Below are 15183 nucleotides of genomic sequence, written 5' to 3'. Positions count from 1 at the left end.
CGACCGGGCGTCAAGAGGCCGTGACCCCGGGCCGGTACTTCGGCACCCGCACCGTGACCTTCGTCCCGGCGCCCGGCCCGGTCTCCACCGCGAGGCCGTACTCGTCCCCGTACACCTGCCGCAGCCGCGCGTCGACGTTGGCGAGCCCGATCCCCGCGGCGTCGTCGGCGGACGGCTCGGGCCGCTCCCCCGACAGCAGGCGGCGGACGTCCTCGGGATCCATCCCGATCCCGTCGTCCTCCACACTGATCACGCAGTCGGACCCGGCGTCCTCCGCGATGATCGTGATCAGCCCGGGCTCGGACCGGTCCTGGAGCCCGTGCCGGACGGCGTTCTCCACGAGCGGCTGCAGGCAGAGGAACGGCACGGCCACCGGCAGCACCTCGGGCGCGATCCGCAGCGTCACCCGCAGCTCCTCGCCGAACCGGGCCCGCTGGAGCAGCAGGTACCGGTCGATCGACCGCAGCTCCTCCGCCAGCGTCGTGAAGTCGCCGTGCCGCCGGAACGAGTACCGCGTGAACCCGGCGAACTCCAGCAGCAGCTCCCGCGCCCGCTCCGGATCGGACCGGACGAACGAGGCGATCGTCGTCAGCGAGTTGTAGATGAAGTGCGGCGAGATCTGCGCCCGCAGCGCCCGCATCTCCGCCTCCATCAGCAGCGTCCGCGAATGGTCCAGCTCCGCGAGTTCGAGCTGGGCGTCCACCCACTGCGCGACCTCCTCGGCGGCGCGGATCAACCCCGCCGGAACGTCCTCCCCGTAGGCGGCCAGCGTCCCGACCACCCGGTCGTCGGTGGCGAGCGGCACGACCACGACCCTCCGGATCGGACAGTCGAGCCGGTCGCACTCCACGTCGTGCACCTGCGTGCGCCCGTTCCCCCGCGTGGCCTCGGCGTGCCCGGGCCCGTCCACCGCGTGGTGGTCGTGCTCCCCGTCCCAGGCCAGCAGCCGCTCCCCGTCGGTGATGGCGAGCGCCTCGCACCCGAGCAGCGCCCGCAGATGCCGGGCCGCCTTCTGCGCCCCCTGCTCCGTCAACCCGCCCCGGAACGCCGGCGCGGCCCGCGAAGCGGTGTGCAGGGTCTCGAAGGTCGCCCGCCGCTCCGGCCCTCCGAGGTCCCCCCGCCGCCGATGCCGCCGCCCCCACACCAACGCCGGCACCCAGGTAAGGACCAACGTCGCGACAACGGCAAAGGCCACACTCATCCGCCAAACCTACGCCGGGTGCTCCGCACGCGGGCCCGGCAGGGAGCCGTCGTCTCCGGCGGCCGCGGGATTCCCGCCGGCGGACACCGTCGCGGGGCCTGGAGGTCTATATCGTCATCTCCAGTGCCTTCGCATCAGCAGGGCGCAAAACAAACAACACCACGAGGGATCGAAATGGATCTCAGTCAATTCAGCATCGTCGTCCGCCCTGGAGAGAGGGTGGACCTCTGGGCCGTCAGCGGCACCGTCGCCGTCCTGGACGGCGGCCGGGCCACCATCGGCCAGGTTCTCCACTCGGGCCACGTCACCGTCTTCCGCGGCGGCCAGGCCACCATCGACGCGGTCTGCTGCTCCGCCCGCGTCAGCGCCCACGGACGGGTCACCATCGGCCAGATCTCCGACCAGGCCCTCGCCACGGTCGGCGAGGGCGGCCGGCTCACCGTGGACGAGGTCCTCGGCTGCGCCACCGTCCTGGTCGAAGGCGGCCGGGCTCTCATCGAGGAGATCCGCGACAACACCTTCGTCGATGTCAGCGGCGGCCTGGCCATCATCGGCGAGGTCTCCGTCCAGAGCCACCTGCGCGTCAGCGGAGGCCTGGCCATCGTCGGCGAGGTGTCCGGCGACGGCGCCCTTTCCGCCACCTGGCGGAAGACGCGGGTCACCGTCGTCAACGGAGGCCGGGCGGCCATCGGCCGGCTGTCCGGAGCGTCGCGGATCCACGTCGCCAACGCCCAGGCCGTCATCTGCGAGGTCGCCGACCGCGTCCGCGTCGAGGTCCGCAACGAAGGCCAGGTCCACCTCGGCAGGGCCTTCGGCAACAGCCGGGTCTACGTCGGCGTGCGGGGCCGGATCTTCATCGCGGAGGTCCTCGGCCACAGCAACGTCAGTGTCCACGACGAGGGTGTCGCCACCATCGGCCTGGCATCGGACCTGGCGAACATCAGCCATGGAGGCCAGGTCGTCTTCGGCATGGTTCCTCCCTGGTAGACCCAGAGCACCGTCCTCCCTGAGGAGAACTCCTGCACCACGGGCGGCGGTCACCAACCGGGAGCGGCCGCCGCACGGCGGCCGCTCCCGAACAGCAGAGGGCCCGGCGCACGCCGGGCCCTCACTGCTTCTCTCCCGGCAGATCTAGGCCGGAAGCGCGCGGAACCAGTGGAGGGTGTCGGGCAGGGCGCGGTGGAGGGTGGCGAAGTGGTCGGTGCCGCTGCCGGTGCCGTAGTCGACCACCTGCGGCCGGGTGCCGCGGGCGCGCAGGGCGCGGACGCAGTTGCGCGTGTTGCCGTAGGTGACCTGCTCGTCGCCGGACGCGCCGTACAGCCGGATCGGGACGTCCGGAGCCCAGTCGCAGGTGCCGTCAGCGGCGCGGATCGCCCGCAGCAGGGCCCCCGAAGGCTGCTTGAGCCAGTGCAGGTAGCGCGGGGTCACCAGTTCCTCGGGGCTTGCGGGAAGCTGCGGGAAGATGTCCGATTCATCGTGGCTGCCGTCGAAGAGCTGCTCCACGGTGGTGTCGTAGGGCGCTTGGAAGACCTCCGAGGGGTCCTTGTACAGGTGGTGGAGCCGGTTCCAGGCGACCGTGGCGTAAGCGAGGTTGAACGCCGACACGCGCGGGTCCAGTGAGTCGCCGGAAAGAGAGGCCGGGAGCTGCGCGCGTCGCAGGTCGTAGGTGCCGCTGACCGGGGCCAGGGCGCCCAGCCGCAGGTAGGGGTCGGCGCCGCGTTGCAGTTGGCGTCCGAGCGCCATGGCGGCCTGACCCCCTTGCGAGAAGCCGGTGACCAGCACCCGCCGCTCCAAGCCTCTGCCCTGCCGGGTGGCGACGTCGCGGGCGGCGCGGAGCATGTCCAGCGACGCGGACGCCTCTGACTCGGCGTCCAGGTAGGGATGCGCACCGGGCCCCTCGCCGAGCCCGAGGTAGTCGGGGGCGACCCCGGCGTATCCGGCGGCGGCGTAGTAGACCGCCGCGATCCTGCTCTGCCCGTCCGCGGCGACCGAACCGGCGGTGCTGCGGCCGGCGTGGGTTCCATGGGTGAAGCTGACGGCCTGCAACGTCCCGGTGGTGTCGCTGGGCAGAACCACGACACCGCTGGCGAGCGTGGGCCGCCCGGTCGCCGAGACGGTGCGGTAGAGGACCTTGAAGCCGCTCACCCCACTGCGCGGCGGAGACGTCAACCCCTCGTCGCCCAGGTAGTCGCGTACCTGTGCCCGCGACATGCGAACCACCGGCGTCACCGACACCACCGTCCCTCGCCCGCCGCCGGCGTCCGCGTCCGACCGCCCGGCCGCGGCCGCGGCATGCCCCCCGGACCGCGCGGCGCATCCCGCCCCCGACACGACCAGCGCGGTACCGAGCAGAACCCGCGAAATGCGCCCGCTCACGAAGCTCATCTTCATGCCCACGACGCTAGGAAAGCGGGCACCTCCACACCATCGACCTACACACCCGAAGGCCGGTGAACAAAGACCCCTCAGGGGGTGTATCCAGCCCCACCCGAACCCCCGCTACGCAAGCCTCCCGGTCCTTCCCCCCAAAGCGTCACACGGTGGCGAAAGTGGTTCCGATGGCCGTCATCCGCTCGACGGTGAAGGCCGGGTCGAGCAGGGCTTCGGGGGTGTGCAGGCCCGGGCCGGCGGGTTCGCCGCGCAGGCCGAGGAGCCGCTCGACGCCGAGGGCGATGCCGAGGGCCGTGAGGGGGCGCTGGCCGGCGGGGTGGAAGAGGTGGCGGCGGGTGTGGAGAGGGTCGCCGGACGGGCCGGTTCCCTCCAGGTCGATGAGGACCTCGGTGGAAGCCGCCCCGCCGCGTCTGCGGCCGGACGAAGCGCCGACGGCGAAGTCGAAGTGGACGTCACCCGCCCCGGTGGCCAGGGCGAGACTCGGGACGTCGAGGACGGCGATCCGCCGGCCGGGCAGCACGACACCGTCGATTCCGGGCACACCCACCTCCGCCTCTGCCCCGGAGACCCAGGTGAAGGCCCCGTCCCGCCGCACCAGTCCGGCGGAGGTGACGGCGGCCAGGCCCTCCAGGTCGTCGAGCGCCGCCGGTCCGCCGGCGTCCTGGTCGTCGAGGACGGCCGCGATCCGGACGGCGTCGAGCCGCCCGAACTCCCGGGCCAGGTCCAGGGCCACCAGGACGACGAGGCCGGCCAGATAGTGACTGGCCAGCAGCACCGGAGCGGCACTCGCCCGCTGGGCGCCGGCGACGACCTCCGGGGCGATGCCGACCAGGCCGCTGGAGATGCTGAGGTAGGGCAGGCCGCGCTCCTGGGCGTAACCGAGCCCGTACAGGCGGGAGTCGCGCACGGCTGCGACCACGGCGGAGAAGTCCTGCTCGGCGGGGAGGCCGAGGTCGGGACGCTGAAGGTCGAGGGTGACGGCGGTGGCATTGCCGAGTCCGTCGGCGACCTTCCGGGCGCGGTCGAGGTCGCGGCCCGCGATGGCCAGGGGCAGATCCGGATGCCACTCCCGCAGGACGGCAGCGGTGTCCGAACCCGCCTGACCCGATCCGCCCATGATCAAAACCGGCTGCTTCATCTGCGGAGTCCTCTCACTCACCTAAGCTACATTTTGTAGCCTACACTTTGTAGCCTAAGCTGGTGCCGTGACGCAAGGGAGGACGATGAGGGCGCCAACGACCCGGCTGTCCAAACAGGCCAGGCGGGAGCAACTGCTCGACTCGGCGACGGCGATCGTCCGCGACCGGGGGGCCGACGGCCTGACCCTGGTCACGCTGGCTGAGGCCGCCGAGGTGAGCAGGCCGATCGTGTACGACCACTTCGGCACCCGTCAGGGGCTTCTCATCGCGCTCTACCGGCGGCTCGACGAGCAACACCGGGCCGCGCTGACGCAGGCACTGACGGAAGCAGGGCCTGGCGCATACGAGGTCGCGGGGCTGATGAGCCGGGCCTACCTCACCTGCGCCACGGCCATGCCGGAACTCAACGCGGTCTCGGCGGCGTTGAAGGGCAGCCCGGAGATGGAAGCGGTCCAGCACGAACTGCTCGACGACTACATCGACCTGATGGCCGACGCGCTGGCCCCCCACTCCGGCCTTGGCGCCCAGGCGCTCCGGCTGCGCTGCGCCGGCGCACTGGGCGCCGCCGAGGCGATCGCCGCCGAACTCACCCACGGGCGCACGACCGCCGCCGAAGCGACCGACGCGCTGACCGACCTGATCACGAGCTGCCTGGCCGCCGCGCCCCGCCGCTGACGCCACTCGCCGTGGCGGGGAGCACCTCACCCCACCGACTGACCAGGCCGGGGTCCGGCGGCCGGGGTCGCCTGCCTGTGCGCCTGGTCCGGCATGCTGGCGCTGAGCGCTTTGGAGGGGCTGTGGAGTCGATGCCCGAACGGATGTCCGACCACTGGTGGTGGCTGCCGGGGATGCGGCCTGGGCGGCGGATGCTGCTCTGGCACATCCTGCCGGACGCGCAGCCTCGGGTCCTGGACCTGGTTCGTCGGTACCAGGACATGCTCGCCGGGGTGGACGGGCTGGATCTCATACCGGCCGAATGGGTGCACATGACCACGCAGATCGTCGGGTTCGAGGACGAGATCCCTCGCGAGCAGGTCGAGGCGCTTGTCGCGGGCGTCGGTCGCCGGCTGGGTGCGCTCGCGCCTGTCGAGGCGGAGGTCGGGCGGCTGTGGGTGCACAGCGAAGGGGTGGCGCTCGGCATCCGTCCGGAGCGCGGGCTCGACCCGGTCCGGGAGGCGATGCGCCAGGCCGCTGCCGAGACCGTTGGGGTGCACCCGCTCGACGGTGAGCCCGGCTGGACGCCGCATGTCTCCGTCGCCTACAGCAACGCCGACGGGCCCGCCGCCCCGATCGTCGACGCTCTCCATGCGCAGCCCGAGCCGGTGCCCCTGCGGGTGGGTTCCGCGCATCTGGTCGCCCAGGTTCGGGACGGCCACCTGTACCGGTGGGAGCCGCTCGCAGAGGTCGCGTTGGGCTGACGCCCGGCCGGGGTCCGGCCGGGCATCGGCGTCAGGGTAGGTCGAGGGCGTCGGCCAGGTTGCTCAGGTGAAGGTCGGCGTCGCCGAAGGCCAGGGACGTGGCCAGTGCGTGTTCGGAGAACAGGTGCAGGTCGTGTTCCTGGGTGAAGCCGATGGCGCCGTGGACCTGGTGGCCCAGGGCGCACACGCGTTCGTAGGCCTCGCTCACCCAGGCCTTGGCCATCGCCACCTGCTGTGCGGCTTCTCGGTTCACGGAGAGAAGCCAGATGGCCTCGTAGGCGGTGAAGCGGGAGCCCAGGACGTCGATGGCCATGTTCGCGCAGTGGTGCTGGACGGCCTGGAACGACCCGACCGCGCGGCCGAACTGCTCCCGTTCCGTGGCGTACTGGACCGTCATGTCGAGGACGCGTTGGGCCGCGCCCACCATCTCCGCGCAGGTGGCGGCTGCGCCGAACAGCGAGATCGCGGTGGCCGCGTCCGCGCCCAGGGCGGCTTCGCCGGGGACCCAGAGGGCCTCCAGCTCGGCGTGGCAGGGACGGTCGTGACCGATCGTTCCGAGCGGTTTCAGGGTGACGTCCGCGGTGTCCACCCAGAAGGCGCGCGGTTCGCCGTCCAGTCGCGCCACCACCAGGATGTGCTCGGCGGACGCGGCGAACGGCACGAACGTGGCCGTGCCGTCCAGGACGTACCCGGAGTCGGAGCGCGACGCGATCGGGCCTTCGCCTGGGCGGTCCCACGGGAGCGGTGCGGCGGTCACGATCTGGCCGACCGAGATGGCGTTCAGCCAGCGCTCCTTCTGGGCGGACGTCCCGAACCGCGCGACCGGCATGCCGCAGCACGCGACCGAGGCCAGCAGCGGGCTCGGGACCTGCGCGTACCCCAGTTGCTCGAACAGCAGGCAGACGTCCAGGAAGTCGCCGCCCACGCCGCCGTGCTCCTCGGGGAAGGCCAGGCCCGTCCAGCCGAGCTCGACCATCTCCTTCCAGAGCGGCGCCGAGTGGCCGGACGGGTCGTCGCCGAGGGCCCGCGCGCCCGCCGTGGCGGCCTTGGACTCCAGGAGTTCGCGGGCCGTGGCGGCGATCAGCTCCTGGTCCTCGGTCAGGCTCAGGTCCATGGCGGCGGCACCTTGTCCGAGCGGACCCACACGCCCGGCCGCTCCTCCCAGAACAGCTGGACGAGGATGCCGCCGGTGTGCTTCGGGTGGACGAACGTGTGCCTCCAGGCGGCGCCGTCGGTGACGCCCTCCTCGTCGTCGAAGGTGGGGACGTCGTGGTGCTCGCAGGCCGCCAGGGCCGCGTCCCAGTCGGCCACCTCGAAGGTGACGTGGTGGGCGCCCGGGCCGCCGCGCTCCAGGAAGCGGTCGATGAACGAGTCCTCCCCGCGCGGCATGATCACTTCCCAGCAGATCGTCGAGCCGGGGATGTTCAGGACGAGGTCGGCCATGTCGGGGTGCTCCGCGTCCGCCGTCCGCCAGACCTGCACGAACCCGGCGAGGTCGCGGTACCAGCGGGCGAGGACGTCCCGGTCGTGGAACGCCTGGCAGATGTGGTCGAGCGCCACGACGCCGAGCGACGGGCCGTCCGGCCCGGACGGCCCGGGCGGCTCGGCGGCCGGGCCGGCGGTGTCGCCGCACATGTCGAGGCTGCCGGGTCCGCGGAGCCGCCACAGCACGCCGGTGCCGTGCTCGGGCGGGCTCAGCGACGCCTCCAGCCAGCGTCCCCACGCCCAGTCGGTCGGCTTGATGCCGCGCACTTCGAGTTCCGCGCGGACGGCTTCCAGGTCGGGCACCTCCGCGCCGACGTGGTGCAGGCCCGGGCGCCCCTTGTGCTCGTCCAGCCAGGTCTGCAGGGACGACTCGTCGCCGGCCGGCGCGACGACCTCCCACGCCTGCCCGCGGCTCCCGGGGATCTCCAGCCGGGCGCCGCGCACGCCCTCGGCCGGGTTGTCCCAGCTCCGGACGCGCCGGAACCCGAACAGCCCCTCCAGCAGGGCGACCTGCTGGTCGAGGTCGGGGGTCACCTGCGCGACGTGATCGATGCGGTAGATCTGCACGGGTCCTCCTAGCTCGGGTGGGGCTCGATCCAGTCGTAGCCGTAGGTGACGAGTTCCTTGACGAGCCGCAGGTTGTAGCGGTTCATCGCCGCGATCCGCTCGGCCAGCTCACCGATCCGCCTGTCGAACTCCGCCGCCGGGTAGACGTCGTTGACCAGGCCGAGCCGAAGCGCCCGGTCGGCGCCGATCCGGGCGCCGGTGAACAGCAGCTCCTTGGCGCGGGCCTTGCCGATCCGCTCCGGCAGCCGCTTCACGCCGCCCCAGCCGGGCGCCGAGCCGCCGAACTCGGGCTGGTCGGGGTCGCCGTCCTCGGTCATCTTCGGGCGGTACGGGGGACGCGCCGACAGCGTGATCTCGACGAGCCCCATCTTGGCGTCGTCGGAGGCGATGATGAAGTCGGCCGCGAGCGCCAGCTCCAGCCCGCCGCCGACCGCGTACCCGTGCACGGCGGCGATCACCGGGACGGACAGCCGCTCCATCATCGCGAACGTCTTCTCGCCGAGCCGGCCCTGCTCGATCCGCTCGCGCGGGGTCAGCTTCTCCGACCAGGACAGGTCCATGCCGGCGCAGAACGCGCGCTCGCCCGCGCCGCGCAGCACCACGACGCAGACGTCCTCGTCGTCGTCCACGCGGGTGAAGATGTCGCGCAGCTCCGTCATCGTGGTGGGCGTCAGCGCGTTGAGCTTGTCCGGCCGGTTCAGCGTCAGCCAGGCGACCCGCTCCTCGATCCGCAGGTCGATCGTCTCGTAGGCGTTCTCGTCGAGCATGTGCGTGCGCTCCTCCCGTGTGTGGTCAGCCGCGGGGCAGGTTCAGGCCCCGGGTGGCGATGACGTTGCGCTGGATCTCGGTGGTGCCGCCGAGGAAGGTGGACGCGACCGAGTCGCGGCGCATGTGGGTGAACACCGCGTCCAGGGGCGCCCCCTCGCGCTCCCACAGCGCGGCGGACCGCCCGAACGCCAGCGCGCCCGTCCGCGCGAGCCGCTGGTGCAGCTCGGCCCCGAACAGCTGGTTGACGGACGCCTCGAAGCCGGGCTCGTCGCCCGCCGCCTGCCGGGACACGGTGTAGCGGGCCAGGTTGTACAGGACGGCGATCTCGGTCCGCCGGCGCGCGATCTCCTGCCGCAGCGCGGGGCCGCCCCGGGCGTGCCGCCGCCCCTCCGGCGACCTCAGGCAGGCCACCAGATCGGCGAGGGCGTGCTCGTACTTGATGGTGGCGCCGATCCCGGCCCGCTCGAAGCCGAGCGCGGACATCGCCACGTACCAGCCGCGGTTCTCCTCGCCGACCCGGTTCGCGACCGGCACCCGGACGCCCTCGAAGAAGATCTCGCAGAACGGCGCCGCCCCGCGGATGTCGGTGATGGGGCGGATCGTCACCCCGGGCGCGTCCGCCTCGACCAGCAGGAACGTGATGCCGCGGTGGGGGCGTTCGGCGGACGGGTCGGTGCGGACGAGCACGAACAGCCAGTCGGCGTACTGGCCGAGGGACGTCCACACCTTCTGGCCGTCGACGACGTACTCGTCGCCGTCGCGGACGGCGCGGGTGCGCAGCGAGGCCAGGTCGGAGCCGGACTCCGGCTCGGAGAAGCCCTGCGCCCAGGTCGCCTCGCCCGCCGCGATCGGCGGCAGGTGGGCGGCCTTCTGCTCGTCGGTGCCGTGGACCAGCAGGGTCGGGCCGAGCAGGAACGCGCCGATGCCGTTCACGGTCGGCACCCGGGCCCGCATCATCTCCTCGTGCAGGACGAACTCCTCCAGCGCCGACAGCCCCGCGCCGCCGTACTCCCGCGGCCAGTGCGGCGCGATCCAGCCGCGCTCGGCCAGCGCCGCCGCCCAGGCCCGCGCCCCCTCGCGCCGCTCGGGATCTTCGGCGACCCGGTCGACCGGCCAGTTGTAGCCGGCGACGTCCTCGGGTTCGAGGCTCTGCTCCTCGTCCCCCGCCGGACGGTACGAGGCGGGGAACCGCTCCCTGACGAAGGCCCGGACCTCCTCGCGGAAGGCGGCCTGCTCCGGTGTGTCGTCCCAGTTCACGGGTTGCTCGCCTCCCGGTCCCAGGTGGTCGGGGTGATCCCGCCGTCGCCCTGCGCGCGCAGCCGGTACTTGGCGACCTTGTCGGTCGGGGTGCGCGGCAGCGCGTCGATGAACTCGACGTAGCGCGGCACCATCGAGCGCGGCAGCCGCTCCTCGCAGTAGGCCACCAGCTCCTCCGGGGCGAGCCCGGTGTCCGGTTGCACCACGACCGACACCTTGATGTCCTCGTCCTCCAGTTCCGAGGGCACGCCGATCGCGGCGCACTCCAGCACCGCCGGATGCCGGTTGATCTCGGTCTCCAGGTCGAAGGCCGAGATGTTCTCCCCCCGCCTGCGGATGGCGTCCTTCATCCGGTCGAGGAAGTAGAAATACCCGTCGTCGTCGCGCCACACCCGGTCCCCGGTGTGGAACCACATGTTGCGGAAGCAGCGGGTCGTCGCCTCCCAGTCGCCGTAGTAGCCGGTGGTGAGGACGAACGGCTGCTTCGGCCGCAGGACCAGCTCGCCCGGCTCCCCCGGCCCGACCTCCCGGTCGCACTCGTCCACGACCGCCACCTGGAACCGCTCCTCGTGCGCCTGCCCGCACGACCCGAGCCGCCACTCCCCGTACGGGCTGCCGGTCGCGATGCCCGCCTCGGTGCTGGTGTAGGTCTCCACCGACCGGACGCCGAACCGCTCCCGCAGGGGCTCGTCCAGGTTGGACTTGCCCATGTAGAACGTCTCCAGCCGGTGGTCGCGGTCGCGGGACGTCGGCGGGCGGTTCAGCAGGATCGGGATCATCGAGAACACGCTCATGCACACCCGCGCGTCGAAGCGGCGCACGTCGTCCCAGAACCTGGACGCGCTGAACCGCTCGACGATCGCGATGGAGCCGCCGCCGAGCAGGGCCGAGAGCATGCCGTCCCACAGCGCGGCGGCGTGGAAGAGCGGCAGCGGGCAGTAGACGGTCTTGCCCCAGCGGTCCAGGAAGTCCAGCGAGTCGTAGGCGCAGGTCAGCGCGAGCGCATGCGGGACCATGGCGCCCTTGGACGGCCCGGTCGTACCGGACGTGTACATGATCGCCTGCATGTCGCCGAAGCCGACCTTCACCTCCACCGGCCCGGACCCGCCGGCCGGGAGGGCGGACATGTCCCGCGCGGGCTTGCCGAGCCGGTCGAGCAGCACCCCGGCCTCGGCGGCGCCCCGCACGACGACCCGTTCCAGCCGGGGCAGGCGGCCGGCGATCTCGACGAGCCGCTCGGCGTAGGGCCCGTCGACGATCAGCCACCGGGAGTCGGAGCCGTCCAGGACGTGCCGCAGCAGTTCGCCCCGGTAGGCGATGTTGATCGGCACGGCGACGGCGCCGAGCCGCGCCAGCGCGAAGATGACGTGGACGAAGTCGGCGCAGTTGGGGAGCATCACGCCGACGTGGTCGCCGCGCGCGACGCCGGCGGTGGAGAACGCGCGGGCCAGCCGGTCGGCGGCGGCGTCGACCTCCCCGTAGCTGATCTCCCCGTCGCGGAATCTGAGGAACGTCTGTCTTCGGTGAACCTGCGCCTGTGACCGGAGGACGTCCCCGAGGACGAAGCTCTCCAGCGTCTCCTTGCGCATCCGGACCTCCGCTGTCGCTGCGTGGCGTGGGGCGGCTCGATGGCTGGCGGCTCGGTGGCTGGGCGATTCGGTGGCTGGGCGATTCGGTGGGCGGCTCGACGGCGGGCGGGCGGACGGCGGCGCGGAAACGGGCGGCGGCGGTCCGCAATCAGACATTGCCTTAAATAGAGGAACACGAAACGCTAAACACGGCAATAGTGACTTAAAGGCCACAAAGCCGTTCAAGCGGTTAGCTACTGGGACATCCGATCGCCACTGTGACGCAGGCCACACCACGCGGACGGCCGGGTTTCGGACACGCGTCCCAGCAAACGAGGTACCCCCGATACGACGGAACGCCCGGCCGGGCACAGCCCGGCCGGGCGTTCGCGCGGGACGAGATCAGCCGATGACGCCGGCGATCCACCGGTGGTAGTGGCCGACGCTGGTGTACAGGTCGGGCGTCTCGCCGCAGACGTCGCCGACGCCGCGGGAGTCGACCCCGGTGATGACCCAGCGGCCCTTTACCTTGATCAGCAGCGGCGAGCCGGAGTCGCCGCCGCAGGGGCCGCGGACGCCCTCGGGATTGTCGGTGCAGATGTCGTGGTCGCGGTAGCCCCACGAATCGTCGCCGTTCGCGTCCACCTGGCACTTCTTGGTGGTCGGCGAGATCACCTTCGTGTCGAGCTGCTGCAGCAGCACGGGCAGTCGGCTCGGATCGCCGTCACTCGTGGAGGTGTAGCCCCAGCCGATCTGCCGGACGGGCGTCCCGGGAGCGGGGATGGTCGTGGCCTGCCGGACGGGCGCCTGCGGCACCGCGGTGTCGAGGTGCAGGAGCGCGATGTCCTTGCCCTCGGAACGATCGTCCAGGGACCGGTAGCCGGGGTGGACGACGATCCCCTTGAGCCTGGCGATGCTGCCGCCCTGCGTCCGGTCACCGGATCCGACCCGGACATGGAAAAGCCCCGGATCCATCACCGAGAAGGGCGCCCCGTTCTGGCCGGCCTGGGTCACGCAGTGGGCGGCGGTGACCACCCATTCCTTGTCGATGAGCCCGCCACCGCAGCGGTGCGAGTCGGGGTTGCCGTTCCGCTCGTACTCCAAGGAGGCCATGAAGGGGTACGCCTGGTCGGCCGGCGTCCCGCCGATGATCTTCGGGGTGGGCGGCGGCTCGCCGGCGTGCGCCGCCGGGGCGGCGACCGCGCCGCCCACCAGCACCGTCCCGCCGGCCAGTACCGCCGCGCAGGCGATCCTCCGCCAGGTTCCCGTCGTCTTCCTGTCGCGCGTCCGCAAGGACAGCTCCGATCGGTCGAGTTGATCTTGGCCCGTGGGACGCTACCGGCCGCCGCGGGGCGGTGTCCGCACGTCTCAGGCACAAGATCAGATAGACCCAGGTCAGGCGCCGTGCACAAGGACTGCCAACGAACCCGTCCAAGGATCGGAGGATCTCGCCGAAAGCGATCGTGAGCTGCGCCTCTATCGTTCTGCCGTCCCCTCCGCCGAAGGAACGAGAGCGCCATGCAGAATCCGGACCGCCACAGTCCCCAGGCCCCCGAGCCCCGCTGGTGCTCGTGCCGCGTGCCGGACGTCAGCCGCCGGCAGGTCCTCGGCGGTCTCACCGCCGCGAGCGCGCTGGCCCTGGCCGGATGGCCCGGCTCCGCGCGGGCCGCGGCCGGCGGCCGGTCCGTGACGATCACCGTCATGGGCACGTCCGACCTGCACAGCCACGCCGTCGACTGGGACTACTACAAGGACGCCGAGTACAGCGACAGCGGCGGCAACGTCGTCGGGCTGGCGCGCGTGTCGAGCCTGGTGAACGAGATCCGCGCCGACCGCGGCCGCGAGCGCACCCTGCTCTTCGACGCGGGCGACACCCTCCAGGGCACCCCGCTCGGCTTCTACTACGCCTCCGTCGAGCCGATCACCAGGACGGGCGCGACCCACCCGATGGCGCGGCAGATGAACGCCGTCGGCTACGACGCCGTGGCCCTCGGGAACCACGAGTTCAACTACGGCATCCCGTTCCTGAACCGGTGGATCGAGCAGATGGACGCGCCGGTGCTCGCGGCCAACGCCGTCCACGCGGGCACCCGCCGCCCCGCCTACCGGCCGTACATGATCAAGACGATGCGGGTCCCCGGGCACCCGCCGATCCGCGTCGGGCTGCTCGGCCTCACCAACCCGGGCGTGGCGATCTGGGACAAGGCCAACGTCTCCGGCAGGCTCGACTTCCTGGACCTCGTCGAGACGGCCCGGCGCTGGGTTCCGGTCATCCGCGCGAAGGGAGCCGACGTGGTCGTCGTCAGCGCCCACTCCGGCGACAGCGGCACCTCGTCCTACGGCGACGCCCTGCCGGTCGAGAACGCCGCCGCCCTGGTCGCCGAGCAGGTCCCGGGCATCGACGCGATCCTGTTCGGGCACGCGCACCTGGAGATCCCCGAGCGGTTCGTCACCAACAAGGCCACCGGCCGGACGGTCGTGATGAGCGAGCCGAAGTGCTGGGGCCAGCGCCTGTCGGTCTTCGACCTCACCCTCGTCCACGAGCGGGGCCGCTGGACGGTCACCGGCAAGTCCGCGACGACCGTCAACAGCAACACCGTCGAGGAGGACCCGGCGCTCGTCACCCTCGTCAAGAAGCAGCACGACGCGGTGGTCGCCTACGTCAACAAGGAGGTCGCCACCTCCACCGAGGAGATGTCGGCGGCGGAGTCGTGCTGGAAGGACACGGCGATCCTGGACTACGTCCACCAGGTGCAGACCGCGAAGGTCAGGGAGGCGGTCGCGGGCACCGAGAACGCGTCGCTGCCGGTCGTCTCGATCGCCGCGCCGTTCAGCCGCGCCGCGACCTTCCCGGCCGGCAAGGTCACCATCCGCGACATCGCGGGCCTCTACATCTACGACAACACGCTGCTGGCGAGCATCCTGACGGGCTCCCAGATCAAGGCGTACCTGGAGTACTCGGCCCGGTACTTCAAGCAGGTCGACCCCGGCGCCCCGGTCGACCCGGCCTCGTGGACGAACGCGAACAACCGCCCCGACTACAACTACGACCAGTTCTCCGGCGTCACCTACGACGTCGACATCGCCAAGCCGGAGGGCTCGCGCATCACCGGCCTGGCCTACGAGGGCGCGCCGGTCGCCGACGACCAGAAGTTCGTCGTCGCGGTCAACAACTACCGCCAGTCGGGCGGCGGCGGCTTCCCCCACGTCGCCGCGGCGCCGGTCGTCTACAACGCGCAGGTGGCGATCCGCGAGGCGATCGTCGAGTACGCGTCCGCCGCGGGGACCATCGACCCCGCCACGTTCCACGTCGGGAACTGGAGGCTCGTCCGCGACGGCGCCCCGGTCTTCTGATCCCGGATAAACCGTTGGCGGCGACGCCGCCGAGG

At 72.0% G+C, this 15183-nt stretch carries 13 protein-coding genes; 4 read left to right on the top strand and 9 right to left on the bottom strand.

Annotated features, from left to right (window positions below):
* Window positions 1-10: 10 nt before the first annotated feature.
* Window positions 11-1201, bottom strand: a complete 1191-nt coding sequence (locus AB0C87_RS33055; protein ID WP_345185074.1) for a histidine kinase — start codon at window positions 1199-1201, stop codon at window positions 11-13.
* Window positions 1202-1375: 174 nt separating this feature from the next.
* Here AB0C87_RS33055 and AB0C87_RS33050 point away from each other — a divergent pair, with 174 nt between their 5' ends.
* Window positions 1376-2188: a hypothetical protein gene (locus AB0C87_RS33050; RefSeq protein ID WP_360581117.1), complete on the top strand. Its 813-nt coding sequence runs from the start codon at window positions 1376-1378 to the stop codon at window positions 2186-2188.
* Between the two features lie 144 nt (window positions 2189-2332).
* Here the strand turns inward: AB0C87_RS33050 and AB0C87_RS33045 are convergent, their stop codons facing one another.
* Window positions 2333-3592 (bottom strand): hypothetical protein, encoded by a 1260-nt coding sequence (locus AB0C87_RS33045; RefSeq protein ID WP_345185080.1) that lies wholly within the window; start codon window positions 3590-3592, stop codon window positions 2333-2335.
* A gap of 142 nt (window positions 3593-3734) precedes the next feature.
* Window positions 3735-4730 carry a hypothetical protein gene (locus tag AB0C87_RS33040; protein ID WP_353831063.1) on the bottom strand — a complete coding sequence of 332 codons (996 nt, stop codon included), beginning with the start codon at window positions 4728-4730 and terminating at the stop codon, window positions 3735-3737.
* Window positions 4731-4815: 85 nt separating this feature from the next.
* Here AB0C87_RS33040 and AB0C87_RS33035 point away from each other — a divergent pair, with 85 nt between their 5' ends.
* Window positions 4816-5406, top strand: a complete 591-nt coding sequence (locus AB0C87_RS33035) for a TetR/AcrR family transcriptional regulator (RefSeq protein WP_360581115.1) — start codon at window positions 4816-4818, stop codon at window positions 5404-5406.
* A gap of 131 nt (window positions 5407-5537) precedes the next feature.
* On the top strand, window positions 5538-6149 hold the full coding sequence (locus AB0C87_RS33030; RefSeq protein ID WP_345185161.1) for a 2'-5' RNA ligase family protein: 612 nt from the start codon (window positions 5538-5540) through the stop codon (window positions 6147-6149).
* 31 nt (window positions 6150-6180) lie between these two features.
* On the opposite strand, the gene AB0C87_RS33025 is transcribed toward AB0C87_RS33030, so the two are convergent.
* From AB0C87_RS33025 to AB0C87_RS33000, 6 genes are all read right to left on the bottom strand, one after another.
* Window positions 6181-7263 (bottom strand): acyl-CoA dehydrogenase family protein, encoded by a 1083-nt coding sequence (locus AB0C87_RS33025; protein WP_353831061.1) that lies wholly within the window; start codon window positions 7261-7263, stop codon window positions 6181-6183.
* Entirely contained in the window at window positions 7254-8201 is a 948-nt protein-coding gene (locus tag AB0C87_RS33020) for a VOC family protein (protein ID WP_360581112.1), read from the bottom strand. Before AB0C87_RS33020 ends, AB0C87_RS33025 begins: the two co-directional genes overlap by 10 nt.
* 8 nt (window positions 8202-8209) lie before the next feature.
* Window positions 8210-8968: an enoyl-CoA hydratase/isomerase family protein gene (locus tag AB0C87_RS33015; RefSeq protein WP_345185093.1), complete on the bottom strand. Its 759-nt coding sequence runs from the start codon at window positions 8966-8968 to the stop codon at window positions 8210-8212.
* Between the two features lie 25 nt (window positions 8969-8993).
* A complete protein-coding gene (locus AB0C87_RS33010) occupies window positions 8994-10226 on the bottom strand; it encodes an acyl-CoA dehydrogenase family protein (RefSeq protein WP_360581110.1) in 1233 nt (410 codons plus the stop codon).
* Window positions 10223-11815 (bottom strand): AMP-binding protein, encoded by a 1593-nt coding sequence (locus AB0C87_RS33005; RefSeq protein ID WP_360581108.1) that lies wholly within the window; start codon window positions 11813-11815, stop codon window positions 10223-10225. Before AB0C87_RS33005 ends, AB0C87_RS33010 begins: the two co-directional genes overlap by 4 nt.
* Before the next feature lie 381 nt (window positions 11816-12196).
* Complete coding sequence (locus tag AB0C87_RS33000) at window positions 12197-13087, bottom strand: trypsin-like serine protease (protein ID WP_353831057.1); 891 nt, start codon at window positions 13085-13087, stop codon at window positions 12197-12199.
* Between the two features lie 225 nt (window positions 13088-13312).
* Between AB0C87_RS33000 and AB0C87_RS32995 the strand changes: the two genes are divergently transcribed.
* On the top strand, window positions 13313-15148 hold the full coding sequence (locus AB0C87_RS32995) for a 5'-nucleotidase C-terminal domain-containing protein (protein ID WP_360355798.1): 1836 nt from the start codon (window positions 13313-13315) through the stop codon (window positions 15146-15148).
* Window positions 15149-15183 lie beyond the last annotated feature (35 nt).

It is taken from the genome of Actinomadura sp. NPDC048021 (assembly GCF_040653135.1).
GTDB classification, from domain to species: Bacteria; Actinomycetota; Actinomycetes; order Streptosporangiales; family Streptosporangiaceae; genus Spirillospora; species Spirillospora verrucosospora.
This window is presented reverse-complemented; position numbering and strand designations above follow the sequence as displayed.

Bases quoted from the DNA above. Each gene is read 5' to 3' on its own strand.
- AB0C87_RS33035 (WP_360581115.1), top strand. From the start codon at position 4,816: ATGAGGGCGCCAACGACCCGGCTGTCCAAACAGGCCAGGCGGGAGCAA.
- AB0C87_RS33015 (WP_345185093.1), bottom strand. From the start codon at position 8,968: ATGCTCGACGAGAACGCCTACGAGACGATCGACCTGCGGATCGAGGAG.
- AB0C87_RS33005 (WP_360581108.1), bottom strand. From the start codon at position 11,815: ATGCGCAAGGAGACGCTGGAGAGCTTCGTCCTCGGGGACGTCCTCCGG.
- AB0C87_RS33055 (WP_345185074.1), bottom strand. From the start codon at position 1,201: ATGAGTGTGGCCTTTGCCGTTGTCGCGACGTTGGTCCTTACCTGGGTG.
- AB0C87_RS33045 (WP_345185080.1), bottom strand. From the start codon at position 3,592: ATGAAGATGAGCTTCGTGAGCGGGCGCATTTCGCGGGTTCTGCTCGGT.
- AB0C87_RS33030 (WP_345185161.1), top strand. From the start codon at position 5,538: ATGCCCGAACGGATGTCCGACCACTGGTGGTGGCTGCCGGGGATGCGG.
- AB0C87_RS33040 (WP_353831063.1), bottom strand. From the start codon at position 4,730: ATGAAGCAGCCGGTTTTGATCATGGGCGGATCGGGTCAGGCGGGTTCG.
- AB0C87_RS33050 (WP_360581117.1), top strand. From the start codon at position 1,376: ATGGATCTCAGTCAATTCAGCATCGTCGTCCGCCCTGGAGAGAGGGTG.
- AB0C87_RS32995 (WP_360355798.1), top strand. From the start codon at position 13,313: ATGCAGAATCCGGACCGCCACAGTCCCCAGGCCCCCGAGCCCCGCTGG.
- AB0C87_RS33025 (WP_353831061.1), bottom strand. From the start codon at position 7,263: ATGGACCTGAGCCTGACCGAGGACCAGGAGCTGATCGCCGCCACGGCC.